At 74.3% G+C, this 13062-nt stretch carries 14 protein-coding genes; 1 reads left to right on the forward strand and 13 read right to left on the reverse strand.

The window, feature by feature from the left end:
- Positions 1-38: 38 nt before the first annotated feature.
- The 9 genes from IEZ27_RS02825 to thrC all read right to left on the reverse strand — a co-directional run bounded on the left by IEZ27_RS02825 (position 39) and on the right by thrC (position 10123).
- The gene (locus IEZ27_RS02825) at positions 39-2297 is read right to left on the reverse strand and encodes an exo-alpha-sialidase (protein WP_189645712.1); all 2259 of its coding nucleotides are present in this window, start codon (positions 2295-2297) and stop codon (positions 39-41) included.
- 133 nt (positions 2298-2430) lie between these two features.
- Positions 2431-3036, reverse strand: coding sequence for an energy-coupling factor transporter transmembrane component T family protein (locus IEZ27_RS02830; protein WP_189645713.1), 606 nt, complete (start codon positions 3034-3036; stop codon positions 2431-2433).
- Positions 3033-3707 (reverse strand): energy-coupling factor ABC transporter ATP-binding protein, encoded by a 675-nt coding sequence (locus IEZ27_RS02835; RefSeq protein WP_189645714.1) that lies wholly within the window; start codon positions 3705-3707, stop codon positions 3033-3035. The genes IEZ27_RS02830 and IEZ27_RS02835 overlap by 4 nt, the downstream gene beginning before the upstream one ends.
- Positions 3704-4834: a thiolase family protein gene (locus tag IEZ27_RS02840; RefSeq protein WP_189645715.1), complete on the reverse strand. Its 1131-nt coding sequence runs from the start codon at positions 4832-4834 to the stop codon at positions 3704-3706. Before IEZ27_RS02840 ends, IEZ27_RS02835 begins: the two co-directional genes overlap by 4 nt.
- 1 nt (position 4835) lies before the next feature.
- Positions 4836-6176: an AMP-binding protein gene (locus IEZ27_RS02845; protein ID WP_189645716.1), complete on the reverse strand. Its 1341-nt coding sequence runs from the start codon at positions 6174-6176 to the stop codon at positions 4836-4838.
- Positions 6176-6769, reverse strand: a complete 594-nt coding sequence (locus IEZ27_RS02850; RefSeq protein ID WP_189645717.1) for a biotin transporter BioY — start codon at positions 6767-6769, stop codon at positions 6176-6178. Before IEZ27_RS02850 ends, IEZ27_RS02845 begins: the two co-directional genes overlap by 1 nt.
- A 61-nt stretch (positions 6770-6830) precedes the next feature.
- Entirely contained in the window at positions 6831-7490 is a 660-nt protein-coding gene (locus IEZ27_RS02855) for a DNA/RNA non-specific endonuclease (protein ID WP_189645718.1), read from the reverse strand.
- A 182-nt stretch (positions 7491-7672) separates the two neighbouring features.
- A complete protein-coding gene (locus IEZ27_RS02860; protein WP_189645719.1) occupies positions 7673-8971 on the reverse strand; it encodes an alpha-amylase family protein in 1299 nt (432 codons plus the stop codon).
- An 87-nt stretch (positions 8972-9058) separates the two neighbouring features.
- A complete protein-coding gene (gene thrC, locus IEZ27_RS02865; protein WP_189645720.1) occupies positions 9059-10123 on the reverse strand; it encodes a threonine synthase in 1065 nt (354 codons plus the stop codon).
- Positions 10124-10178: 55 nt separating this feature from the next.
- Between thrC and IEZ27_RS02870 the strand changes: the two genes are divergently transcribed.
- The gene (locus IEZ27_RS02870; protein WP_189645721.1) at positions 10179-10991 is read left to right on the forward strand and encodes a MurR/RpiR family transcriptional regulator; all 813 of its coding nucleotides are present in this window, start codon (positions 10179-10181) and stop codon (positions 10989-10991) included.
- Here IEZ27_RS02870 and IEZ27_RS02875 read toward each other — a convergent pair.
- From IEZ27_RS02875 to IEZ27_RS02890, 4 genes are read right to left on the reverse strand one after another with little or no spacing between them, the layout of a single operon-like run.
- Positions 10975-11505, reverse strand: a complete 531-nt coding sequence (locus IEZ27_RS02875; protein WP_189645722.1) for a GNAT family N-acetyltransferase — start codon at positions 11503-11505, stop codon at positions 10975-10977. The two genes, IEZ27_RS02870 and IEZ27_RS02875, sit on opposite strands and share 17 nt — an antisense overlap.
- Positions 11506-11522: 17 nt before the next feature.
- The gene (locus IEZ27_RS02880; protein ID WP_189645723.1) at positions 11523-12083 is read right to left on the reverse strand and encodes a helix-turn-helix domain-containing protein; all 561 of its coding nucleotides are present in this window, start codon (positions 12081-12083) and stop codon (positions 11523-11525) included.
- 34 nt (positions 12084-12117) lie between these two features.
- Entirely contained in the window at positions 12118-12405 is a 288-nt protein-coding gene (locus IEZ27_RS02885; protein WP_229823137.1) for a DUF6204 family protein, read from the reverse strand.
- Positions 12406-12417: 12 nt separating this feature from the next.
- On the reverse strand, positions 12418-13056 hold the full coding sequence (locus IEZ27_RS02890; protein WP_189645725.1) for a TetR/AcrR family transcriptional regulator: 639 nt from the start codon (positions 13054-13056) through the stop codon (positions 12418-12420).
- Positions 13057-13062 lie beyond the last annotated feature (6 nt).

Below are 13062 nucleotides of genomic sequence, written 5' to 3' on the forward strand. Positions count from 1 at the left end.
TGGCGGCGCGGGCACGCTCCCGCGCCGCCACGCCGGGGTCAGCGGTCCTCGAAGCGCACGTCGTCGAACAGCGCCTCGTCACCGGCGGGGACGGTGCCCGCGCTGCTGAAGGCGTAGCCGTTCATCGAGGTCACGGCGGCCGTGCGGGGCAACGTGGCGACCTGGCGGTCGTTGACGTACAGGGTGGCCGTGGAGGTGGTGGCCTCCAGGCGGATCCTGCTCCAGCCGGAGCCGACCGTCCCGGCCGGGGCCAGGGTCGTCCACTTGCCGGTGGCCGCGTCGTAGCGGCTGAGCGCGCCGGCCCCGCTGATGCTCAGGTGGTACGCCGACGTCGTCCCGCCGGTCACCGTGAACAGGAAGGAGTTGGGCACGCTGACCGGCTGGTAGCGGAACTCCAGCGTCTTGCGGGTGCTCGCGGTCGTGGTGCGGGCGGCCTTGGCCATGAGCCCGGTGGACTTGTCGGACAGGGTCAGCGCGCGGTCGGCCCCCACCTCGTACGGCGAGACCCACGCCGCCGACAGGCTCTGGTAACCGCGCGGCCGCAACCAGATCGGGTCGTTGTCGAAGGTGTCGGTCGTGGAGTACAGCTCGACCTCGTTGAGCATCGCGCAGCTCGCGCCGATCTCGGCGTCGCAGTCCGGCGTGGCCTCGACGACGATCCTGACGTGCCGGCCGGTGGCGTTGACCGGCTGGTAACGCAGCGCGTAGTCGGTGCGCCCGCTCACCGTGGTCACGGGCTGCCCCCAGTCGAGGCCGTCCTTGGAGACGTAGACGCGGGCGCCGGCCGGATGCCCGGGGCGCAGGCTGAGGCCGATCCGGTTGAAGGTGTGGTCGCGGTCCAGGTGCATGACGTACTCGCCGGGGCCCTGGGAGACGGCGCCGGACCAGTACGAGGTGCTGCCGTCGAAGGCGCCGTCGGGACGCACCCGCGGCCGGTTCGTGGCGGACCAGGTCATGTTCGTCTCGACGGTCAGCTCGCCGTTCCTGTGCTTGGCGGCCAGGTCGATACGGCCGGCGCCGGGGGCCAGGATGTCCAGGTGGCGGCGTTTGACGCCGTACCAGCCACCGTTCTCGAACTTGCCGCTCGCCGGGCAGGCGGTCTCGTTCAGGCTGTCGTCGGCGTTGAGGCCCGGCAGCTTGCAGTTGTCGAAGACCTGGACCAGGCGGTTGGCGCCCACGGCGGCCAGACCGGTGTAGCCCGACGAGCCGTGCGCGTCGTAGACGCCGTCGCGGTTGTGGTGGGTCACGCGCTGCTGCGTCCAGGAGTCGCCGCGGCCGTCGGGGGAGATCGCCAGCCAGGTGTCCGGGCGGCCCGCGCTGAGCACGAGCACGTCGTTCGGCATGAGCAGCAGACGCGGGGCCACGCCGCGTACCGTGCAGCTCTGGCCGGACAGTTGCAGATCGCGCACCGGCGACCAGGTCCGGCCCTCGTCGGTGGAGCGGCTCCAGGCCAGCGTGGAGTAGGTGCCGCCGTCCTTGCGCAGGACGGCGAGCAGGCTGCCGTCCGCGGTCTGCTCGACGGCCGTCTCGTTGTAGGTGGCGGTGCCCGCCGGGCGGGCGATCACGCCGCGCCGGGTGAAGGTCTTGCCGCCGTCGGCGCTGGCGTACAGCTCGGCCTGGTTCTTCCCGCCGGTGGCGGTGTAGCGGGCGTAGACGGTCACCAGGATCGTGCCGTCGGGGAGCTGGACCGGCACGCCGTGCGCGACGCCGCCGCCGACCAGCTCGTCCGGACTGGTGAAGGTGGCCTTGGCGGTGTCCCAGGTCTGGCCGAGGTCGGCGGAGGTGTGGACGTCCAGCTCGTTGGCGCGGGCGTCGACCTTGGACAGGTAGTAGGCGGTGCCGAACAGGCGGCCGTCGTGCAGCTGCACCGGGGCCTCGCGCAGCGGGGTGGCGCGCGCCGGGCCGAAGGTGCGGCCGCCGTCGTCGGAGACGGCCAGGCCGCTGGTCTGGGCCATGACCGCGTCCACGTTGGTGGACCAGGTGGCGAACAGCTTCTGGCCGGGCGTGCCGTCGGGCCTGACGACGTCGACGGCGCTGAGGTTGGGGAAGCCGGCGTAGTCACGGCGCTGGGCCGCCGTCGGCTCCTTGGCCGCCGGGCGGGGGCTGGGGTAGATCCAGTCCACGAACGCGTCGCTGCCCGAACCGGCCAGATATCCCTCGCGGGGTCCCGACTCCTGGGCGGTGAGGGCGGGGGTGTCGGGGATCGAGCAGTACGTGGCCGCGTGCGCCGTGCCCGGGAGGACGGCGGGAAGGGGAAGCAGCAGGCATGCGGCGAGCAATGCTCTTGTGGGCAGCACGGGGGAGAACTCCTTGCGCAACGAACGATCTACGTCCGTTTTGTCGTTTATTTACGCAAGAAGGCTATATTTGACCAAAAGGGCAGGTGTAAGTTGTAACTGCCTTATGCCTGTTTTGTGATGATCGGCGGGTTCAGTCGTCGAGGCCGCGTGCCGACAGCGCCTCGCCCAGCGCGTCCGCGTGCCGCAGCGCCCCCACCACCAGCGGCACCGCGAAGGCCCGCACGCTGCGCTCCACCCCCCGCGCCCGCTGCGCCTCCCTGACCCGCCCGGCCAGCGACGCCACGACCGGCACGCTGCGCACGGTCAGCGAGAGCAACAACGACAACCGGAACGGGTCCAGCCCCACGAACCTGGCCGGTGACAGGCCGCGCTCCAGCGTCGCGAGCATCGCCGCCGTCCGCGTGGTCAGCGTCACCAGCCCCGCCAGCGCCACGGCCAGCACCACCCGCAACGTCGAGGACACCGCCGCGTCCAGGTCCGCGAACACCAGTTGCAGGCCGAACAGCGCGACGGCGAACCAGCGCACCGGCCTGACCTGCGACCACGCCGCCCGCACCCCCACCCGCGAGGACGCGTACAACGCCACCACCACGACCGCCGCCCCCGCCAGCGCCGCCGCCGGACGCAGCAGCACCAGCACCGTGCACGACAACGCCAGACCGGCCAGCTTGACCCCGGCCGGCGACCGGTGCAGCCACGAGCCGCCCGGCACGTACGCCCCGGTGAGACCGTTCACGCCATCAGGGCGGTGTAGTGGCCGATCGCCTCGGCGGGCGTGCCGTCGGCGACGACCCGGCCCCCGTCGAGCACCAGCACCCGGTCGAACCCGGCCAGCAGCGGCAGGTCGTGCGTGACGACCACCACCTGCTGCGGCATCTCCCGCAGCAGGTCGGCGACCTGGCGCGAGTGGCGCAGGTCGAGCAGGGTCGTGGGCTCGTCCATGACCAGGATGTCGGGTTCGAGCACCATGACCGCGCACAGGGCGAGCAACTGCTTCTGGCCGCCGGACAACTGGTGCGCGGGATGGTCGGCGTGCCCGTCCAGCCCGTAGCGGGCCAGTACGTCGTGCACGCGGCGCTCGACCTCCTCACGGGACAGGCCCTTGCGGCGCAGCGAGAACGCGACGTCCTCGGCCACGGTCGGCATGACGATCTGCGCGTCCGGATCGGTGAACAGGAACCCCACCCGCCGCCTGATCTTCGCGGCCTGGCGCCGGGTGTCCAGCCCGAGCACCGTGACCTCGCCCGAGGTGGGCACGGCCAGGCCGTTGATCAGACGGGCCAGCGTGCTCTTGCCCGAGCCGTTCGCGCCGACCACGCCCACCCGGCGCTCGCCCAGGCTCGCGGTGACGCCGCGCAGCACGTCCCGCGTGCCCAGCCGGACGTGCACGTCGGCGAACTCGATCACACGACCACCTCGAACAGCGCGGCCACGCCCAGGCCGCCGCCGACCGCCGCGGCGGCCAGGCCCAGCGTGCCGGCGGGGGCTCCGGACCGTACCAGCCTGGAGAAGAGCCTGGTCACCACCACCGCGCCGGTCGCGCCCCACGGGTGGCCGAGCGCCAGCGCGCCGCCGCCGGCGCACACCCGTTCGCGGTCGGCCGCCAGCGGGTCGAGGCCGAGCGCGTCGGTGACGGCCAGCACCTGCGCCGCGAACGCCTCCACGATCTCCACCGCCGCCACCTGTCCCATGTCCACCCCCGCACGTACGAGCACCCGGCGCACCGCGGGCACCGGCCCCCACCCGGGCAGCGCCGGATCGCACCCGACGACGGACCCGGCCACCAGCCGCAGCCCCGGCAGGCCGCCACGCGACCCGTCGGCCACCAGCGCCACGGCGGCCGCGCCGTCGCTGACCGGGGAGGAATTGCCGGCGGTCACTGTACCGCCCGCCACGAACGCCGCGGGCAGCCGGGCCAGCGAGGCGGCGCGCAGCGCCCTCGGGCGCTGGTCCTCCGCCCGGCCGCCGACGGGCACGACCTCCTCCTCGAACGCGCCCGCCGCGCGGGCGGCCAGCGCCTTGGCGTGGCTGAGGCGGGCGTACTCGTCCTGGCGGACGCGGGTGATGCCGTACCGGGCCGCCAGGGCCTCCGCCGCCGGGCCCATGTCGGGGTCGGGGTGGCCGCCGGGCGCGAAGGGGGCCCGCTCGTACGGGCGGTCCGCGCCGCGCGGCGTACGCAGCGGCGCGGTCGAGGCGCTCTCGGCCCCTCCGGCGATCACCACGTCCATCTCCCCCGAGGCCACCGCCTGACCGGCCACCAGGATCGCGGCCAGCCCGCTGCCGCACTGCCGGTCGACGGTCAGGCCCGGCACACCGTGGCCGAGCCCGGCGGCCAGCGCCGACACCCTGGCCACGTTGCCGCCGGGGCCCGTGCAGTTGCCGAGTACGACGTCGTCCACCGGCCGGCCCACCTCACCGGCCACCGCCTCGATGACGGGGGCGGCCAGCCCGTCCACGGCGACGTCCTTGAAGGCGTGCCCGGCCGTGCCGATCGGCGTACGGCGGGCCGCCACGACGACGGGTCTGCCGCCCACGTCAGGCCAGCCGCCGGATCTCGGGGTCGCCGCCGGCCAGCCGGTCGGCCACCAGGCCGCGCGCCGGCTTGCCCGACCCGGTGCGCGGCAGCGCGGGGACGGCGTACCAGCGGCGGGGCCGCTGCGCCACGTCGAGCCCGCCGCGGGCGACGGCCTCCAGCAGCGCGCGCGGCGGCGGCGAGGCGCCCTCCACCACGGCGGTCACCACCGAGCCGAGCGACGGGTGCGGCGAGCCGATCACCACGATGTCCCCCACGCCCGGCACCTTCCGCAACACCGCCTCGACGTCCTCGGGCACGACGGTCGCCCCGCCGGTCTGGATCGCGCCGTCGCCGCGCCCGCGCACCCGCAACACCTGCCCCGCCCGGTACGGTTCGGCCAGGTCGCCGACCGTCGTCCAGCCATCGCCGTCGCGGCGCAGCGGACCGGCGGCGCCGCCCAGGTAGCCGTCGGCCAGCCACGGCGAACGCGCCCACACCTCGCCGAGCCTGCGCCCCGGCTCGGCCCTGACCTCGATCTCGACGCCAGGAAAGGGACGCATCCCGCCCCCGTCGGCGTCGCAGGCCACGAACGACAACTCGGTCGCGCCGTAGTACGACAACACCCGCACCCCCGCCCGCCCGGCCCGGTCACGTGCCTCCCGGCTCAGCGCCGCGCCCCCGACGACGGCCGTACGCAGGCCGGGAGCCTGCTCCAGCAGCTCGGCCAGCCGGTGGGGCACCACGTGGACCGCGGTCGCCGCGCGCAGCAGCGCCGCCGCAGGACGCCCCCCGGGCACCAGGGCGGTCGCACCGGCCGCCAGGGTGTGCACGGCGGCGAAGGCGTACAGGGAGGAGACCAGCGGGCCGGGCACGAGGACGACGTCGTCCGCGCCGATCCCGGCCAGCTCGTCCAGGTACGGGAAGGAATGCGTCCACGAGGCCCGGGTGCGGACGACCGCGCGCGGCCGGCCGGTGCTGCCGGAGGTGAAGCAGGCCCAGGCCCGGTCGCCGGGACGCGGCTCGGGCACGAGCGGCGCGCCCGGCACGTACGGCAGCGGCTCCCTGACCCGCAGGTCGGCGCCCGCCGCCGCGGTGATGCGCGCCCACCGCTCCGGACTCCAGGCATGGTCGCCCACCAGCGGCGTCACCCCGGCCAGATCGGCCGCCAGCACGGCGACCAGCAGCTCGACCGGGTCCTCAAGAGCGATCGCGGCCAGCGTGCCACGCCCCTTGAGATACCGCGCGCCGCCCTGGACCCGCCCGGCCAGCTCGCCGTACGTCAGCGAGCCGAGCGGCCCGCGCAGGGCGACCCTGGACGGGCTCCCCGCGGCGTGCCGCAGGACGTGCTCGGCGACGGGCATCAGCGCACCCGTTCGTTGTGAACGGCCGGGACCGCGTCGGGATAGGCACGCTGCGTGCCCCTGGCCACCAGCGCGGCGATCACCGCCTTGACCAGGTCACCCGGCAGGAACACGGCGCTGAGCCGCATCGCCTCGGTCAGCGGCAGGCCGGTGATCAGCGCCTGCACGGGCACGCCGATCAGGTAGACCACCCCGATGCCGCCCACCACGCAGGCCACCAGCAGTCGCAGCAGGCTCGGCGTGCGGCCCGCCCGCTCGACCAGCAGCCCGGTGACCGCGGCCGCGGGGATCCAGCCGATGAGGAACCCGGCCGAGGGGGCGGTGAACACGCCGATCCCGCCGCGTCCGCCCGCCAGCAGCGGCAACCCGGCCGCGACCAGCACGAGCAGCACGACCACCGCCAGTGCCGCCCGCCAGCTCCCGAGGACGGCCCCGGCCAGCATGACGCCGAGCGTCTGCAGCGTGATCGGCACCGGGTTGCCGAAGACGTTGAACGAGCCCGGCGCGCCCAGCACCGCGATCAGCGCGGCGAACACGGCGATCCTGGCCAGGTCTCCCATGAGGAACCCGCGCTGTCCTCCTGCGTTCTTCATGAGGACGATCCCACACCAGAACGGGGCGATCACGCATGCAGGGTTCCCACAACGCCGACGGCTACGCCTTGTCGGAGGCGGTCATGCAGTGGGCCGCCCGGAAGGCGTTGGCGATCTTCGTGTGCCAGGAGTCCAGCTCCCCCGCCGACAGGGTGGTGTTGGGGAAGGTGACCGTGACCTGCCTGGACACCCCGGAGATCGTCGCCGCCATGGACACGTGGATCCGGTCGGGCACCAGCGTCACGGCGTCGGGATAGTGCACCTGGACGCGGTAGTCGGCCACCGCGCCGCCCTTGGACCCCAGGCAGGCGCGGGCGCCGTTCTCGACGCGGAGCATCAGGCCCTGGTTGATCTGCCTGCCGCGCATGGGGACCAGGTTGTAGCGCTTGCTGACGCCGGAGAAGGAGGAGGCGAGGAGATGGCCGCCCTGCCAGTCGCCGCTGCCTCCCCAGTTGCCGACGGTGGCCTCGCAGTCGCTGCGGGGGGCCGCCTTCCTGGCCAGCTCGGTGGACAGGGCCTGGGCCGGCCGTCCCGCGCCGTCGGTGGTGTAGGTGTTGGAGCCGTCCTTGTAGGTGTGGTTCCTGGCCAGGTGGCGGACGCAGGCGGCGGCGTCGGTGTCGGCCGCGTGCGGCGCCGGGGCCGCTTGGGCTGCTGAAGGTGGGGCCGTCAGGGTGGCGATCGCCAGGGCGGCGGCGCACAGGGCAGGGGGGAGCCTTGTCATGGGCATGAGCGGGATGTCCTCTCGCGGGGAAAGGCGACAGACCGCGCGCTCCCGCCATCGCGGGTTGCTTCACGCTATTGGCGGCCTCGTCGGCTTTGTCGCGACATTCATGCCCGTGGAAGTCGTAGCGGAACGTTGCTACAACGCTACTTTTGGTAGTGATTGCAGGTAGGTTGTCCTGTTCAGTGTTCGACGACGGCCCAGCCGTGCGGGGGCAGGGTCAGCAGGGTGCCGTCCAGGTCGCCGTCCCCGGCGCCGAGCCGGCCGGGGAAGGGCAGGGTGACCTGCGACGGCTCGTCGCCGGTGCTCAGCGCGACCGCCAGGGCATGCTCGCCGGAGCGGCTCTCGTAGGCGTAGAGCTGGTTGGACAGGGTCAGATCGGTGGTGTGGGCACGCGACAACCACGGGTGGCGGCGGCGCAGGGCGATCAACCGCCGGTGCAGCTCCAGCACCGGCAGGCCGTCCGGCGGCAGCCCGGCCGGGGAGGCGGGGAACGCCGGGCGTACGGCGTCGTCGCCGCCCTCGCGTTCCTCCTTGACGCCGCGCATGGCGTACTCGTCGCCGGCGTACAGCGAGGGTGTGCCGGCGACCGTCATCAGCACGGCCAGGGCGTGGGGCAGGTGGCGTACGTCGGTCAGGCGGCTGGCGATGCGCGTGACGTCGTGGTTGCCGACGAAGGTCATCGGGACGAACGACTCGGCGAAGGCGGTGTGCCGCTTGAGCGCCCAGGCCAGCTCGAAGGCGTTGCGGTCGTTGAGCGAGCTCCAGATCGCCTTCCACAACTCGTACTGGGTCACCGCGTCCACGCCGGTCTCGGCCACGAACGCGGCGTAGTCGCCGTGGATGACCTCCCCCACCACGTACGTGCCGGGCCGCCCGCCGCGTACTCGCGGCAGCACCCGCGCCCAGAACCGCGGCGGCACGGCGTAGGCGGCGTCCAGCCGCCAGCCGTCGGCGCCGCGGTCGAGCCAGTGGGCCATCACCGCCGCGACGTGCTCGGCGACGGCCGGCTCTGCGTGGTCGAGCGCGACGAGCGACTGATGCCCCTCGAAGTCGTCGTGCGCGGGAGGGCCGCCGTCGGCGGGCCAGCGCAGCCGGAACCAGCGGGCGGCCGCCGAGCCCGGCCCCTCGCGCAGGGCCTGCTGGAAACGCGGGAAACCCTGCCCGACGTGGTTGAAGACGCCGTCGAGGACCACCCGCAGCCCGCGCTCGTGCGCGGCGGACACCAGCACGTCGAAGTCGCCGTCGTCGCCGAGGCGCGGGTCGATGCGGAAGTGGTCGAGGGTGTCGTAGCCGTGGGTCTCGGCGGCGAAGACCGGGCCGAGTTGCAGTGCGTCGGCGCCCAGCGCGACGGCGTGGTCCAGCCACGGCACCAGCCCCCTGAGCCGGTGGGTCACCTCCGGTACGGCGGCGCGCTCGGCGCCCAGGAAGCCCAGGGGATAGACGTGCCAGAAGATCGCCTGCTCTGCCCAGGACGGCACGTCAACCCCCCATCGAAGATCCACAGCCCATTCTAGGCGGGCCCCCGCCGCACGCCCCTCGCCGGGGGCCATCGTGGCGAGGGCGGGTCAGGAGGTCAGGGCGAGGGCGCGGGCCACTTCGGCGGTGGCCGAGGACGTGCGGGTCGGGCCGCCGCCGTCGCGCAGGGAGGCGTCCGGGTCCTTCAGGCCGTTGCCGCTGAGGGTGATCACGATGAGCCGGCCCGGCGCGACGGCGCCGCTTGCGTGCCGGTCGAGCAGGCCGGCGATCCCGGCGGCCGAGGCGGGCTCGGCGAAGACGCCGTCACGGCGGGCCACCTCCCGGTAGGCCGCGAAGATCTGCTCGTCGCTCACCGCGCCGATCAGGCCGCCGGACTCGTCGCGGGCCCGGACGGCGCCGTCCCAGGTGGCCGGGCTGCCGACGCGGATCGCGGTCGCCGCCGTCTGCGGCGCGGCCACCGGCGCGCCGTGCACGAGCGGGGCCGCGCCGGCCGCCTGGAAGCCCCACATGCGCGGCAGCCGGGTGGCCAGGCCCTCGCGCAGGTAGGTGCGGTAGCCGCCCCACGTGGCCGTGATGTTGCCGCCGTTGCCCACCGGCAGGCAGTGGATGTCGGGCGCCTCGCCCAGCGCGTCGACGATCTCGTACGCGACCGTGCGCTGACCGGCCAGGCGCAGCTCGTTGCCGACCGAGTTGACCAGCGCGATCGGGTGATGGCCGGCCAGTTCGCGGGCGACACGCAGGCAGTCGTCGAACGTGCCGTCGATCTCGACGACGTGCGCGCCGTGGCGTACGGCCTGGCCCAGCTTGCCGGCCGCGACGCCGCCCCTGGGCACCAGCACGGCGGCGGCGAGCCCGGCGCGGGCGGCGTAGGCGGCGGCCGAGGCGCTGGTGTTGCCGGTGGAGGCGCACAGGACCAGCTCGGCCCCGGCCTGCGCGGCCCGGCTGATCGCCACGGTCATGCCGCGGTCCTTGAACGATCCCGTGGGGTTGGCGCCCTCGACCTTGAGCCAGACGTCGCAGCCGGTCAGCCCGGACAGGTGCGCCGAGCGCAGCAGCGGCGTGTTGCCCTCGTTGAGCGAGACGGAGGGGGTGTCGGCGGTGACCGGCAGCCAGCGCCGGTAGCCGCTGTCGATCAGTCCGTTCCAGGTACTCATGCGTGCACCGTAACACTTGTTTCATGATGTTCGGATTGATGTAACATTTGTCAGCATGGACGACGATCCGGTGGCGAGCCGCCTCAGCGCGGTCTATCCCGACCTGCCGCCCGGGGAGCGGGCGATCGTACGGGTGCTCCTCGACGACTACCCCTTCGCCGCGCTCGGCTCGCTGCGCGCCCTGGCCGAGCGGGCCGGGGTCAGCCCGCCGACCGCCTCGCGCCTGTTCGACCGGCTCGGATACGCCGGCTTCGCCGGGTTCCAGTCGGCCGTACGCGACGGGGCCCGCGACCGGTCGCGCCTGCGCGAGTTCGTCACCCGTTCGCCCGGCATGCGGCGTGCCGCCGAAGACCTCCGGGCCGGCCTGGACAGCACCCTGGCCGCCGTCACCGAGCAGTTGCTCGACTCCGTGGGGACGCTGCTGTCGCAGGCCGCGTCCGTGTGGGCGATGGGCGGGCCGCTGAGCGAGCTGGCCGCCGAGTACCTGATCAGGCAGCTCGCCGGTTTGCGGCCCGGCGTCCACCGCGTGCCCGGATCCGCGCCCGCCCGCGCCCGCGCGCTGCTCGACCTGCCCGGTCCGGCGGCCCTGGTCGCCTACGACTTCCGCCGCTACTCCCCCGGCACCGCCCGCTTCGCCGAGGCCGCGTGCGCGCGCGGAGCACGGCTGGTGCTGATCACCGACGCCTGGGAGTCGCCGCTCGCCGCGCGGGCCGAGACGCTGATCCGGCTGCCGCCCGAGGCCGCCGGGCCCATCGCGCCGCTGGCGCACCAGATCGCGGTCACCGAGCTGCTGCTGGTGGCCGCCGCCGCCCGGCTCGACCCGGCCCGCCGCCTGGCCGACCTCGACGAGCTCACGCAGGCGTTGTGAGCCGCTTGTAGAAGAAGCTGCAGTCGAGGAGCGTGCCGTCGGGCGCGCCGGCGTAGCCGGGCACGATGCCGTACCGGGTCCAGCCGCCGGTCAGGTAGACGTGCTCGGCGGGGCTGCCGGTCTCGGTGTCGAGCACCAGCAGCCCGGCCCCGGCCGCGGCGGCTCCCCGCTCGGCGGCGGCCAGCAGCAGGCGCGACAGGCCGCGGCCCCGCGCCGCACGGTGCACCAGGAGCTTGGCGACCTCGGCGCGGTGCCGCGAGTTGGGCTTGCGGGCCAGGACGACGCTGACCGTGCCGGCCAGGCGGCCGTCCGCGTCGCGGCAGGCCCACACCGCCAGGCCGCCGTCGGCCACCGCCGCCTCCTGCTCGCGCCACCACACGGCGGCCTCCGCCGGCCCGAACGGCTTCAGGAACCCGACGGACGCGCCGCCGTCCACGGCGTCGGCCAGCAACACGGCCAGCTCCTCGACGCTCGCGGCGAACTCCTCGGCCGACAGCAGGGCGACGGTGTGCATGGGGACTCCTTCGGTGCTCAGGGGAGGACGACCAGCAGGGCGTAGCGGACCGGCGAAGGGCCGGGGCAGCGGAAGCGCGAGCTCCCCCACAGGCGGAAGCGCAGGCAGTCGCCCGCCTCCAGCCGGTGGACGCGGCCGTCGGCGGTGACCTCGACCACGCCCTCCATGACCCAGATGTGCTGTTCGAGCCCAGGGACCGGCGGCTGGTCGTAGGCGATGTCCGCCCCCGGTCGCAGCCGCCCCTCGACGACCTCGCCGCGCAGCCCGGGATGCGGCGGCGACACCGAACGGCGTTCGAAGCCGGAGCTCTCGTCCCGCCACACCGCCTGCGCCCCGGCCCGCACCACCTGCGCCGGCTCGGACTCCACCTCGGCCAGCAGGCGCGACATCGTCCGGCCGTAGACCGCGCACAGCTTGTTGAGCAGGGCGGCGGTCGGGCTGATCTCCCCGCGTTCCAGCCGGGACAACGTCGAGCGGCTGACACCGGCGCGCCGGCCCAGCTCGTCGAGCGACCAGTCGTGCTCGACCCGCAGCTCGGCGAGCCGTCCGGCCAGCCGCTCGTCCAAATCTTGTCCCATATCCGGGAGCATATCCCACATGCGGGACAAGGGGTCAGGTGCGCCGGCCCTTGTGGCGGATCTTGATGTCCCGCATATCCGTCACCGCGATCCGCAACACCTGGTACGGCACCCCGTACGCCTCCAGCGCCGCCACCGCCCGCCCGGTCGCCTCCCGCTCGCCGTCCTCGGGCCCGGCGGGCACCTGGCAGCGGAACGTGAACGCCGACACGGTCCCGTCATGGGTGAACGTGCCCGAGTCGGTGAAGGCGGCCGCCTCCGCCGCCAGCACCTTGGCGCGTCCCTCCTCGTCCAGCCCGTCGAACTTCCCGCGAATGGTCACCCGGAACAACGCTCAGCCCTCCCGTACGGCATAGGTCAGCAGCCGCTCGCCGAGCAGCCCTTCGGTCACGTCCAGCAGCTCCAGCACGGCCCCGGCGATGGCCTCGGGCCGCTCGCCGGCCGCCACCCGCCTGCCGACCTCGGCGAACACCAGCGAGTGCAGGCAGCCGATCTGCCAGGCGACGGCCCGCGGCAGCGGATCGCCCGGCGCGGCGCCCGCCTCCTCGGCCAGTGCCTCCGCCAGCGCGTCGGTCATCTGCGTGCCCAGCTCCTCCAGCCGCGCCCGGAGCGTGGGGGCGGCGAGCATCATCTCCAGCACCCGGCCGAACCCGGCCGTCAGCCCCAGCCTGCGGTCCTGCCCGCGCAGCTCCTCGCGCAGCCGGGCCAGCACCGCGCCCGCCGCCGACTCGCCCGGCGCGCGGTCGCGCACGATGTCGGCCAGCCGCTGCGGCGAGGCCTCTTCGGGAGGCAGCACGAGGTCTTCCTTGGCGGCGAAGTAGTTGTAGAGCGTGTTGACCGACACCTCCGCCGCGGCGGCGATCTCGGCGATCGTGACCTGGTCGAACCCGCGGTCCACGAACAGCCCGATCGCCACGTCGGAGAGGTGCCGGCGGGTCTTGCGCTTCTTGCGCTCACGAAGCCCTTCGGTCATGAAGGG

The organism is Nonomuraea spiralis, from assembly GCF_014648435.1.
Taxonomy (GTDB): Bacteria; Actinomycetota; Actinomycetes; order Streptosporangiales; family Streptosporangiaceae; genus Nonomuraea; species Nonomuraea spiralis.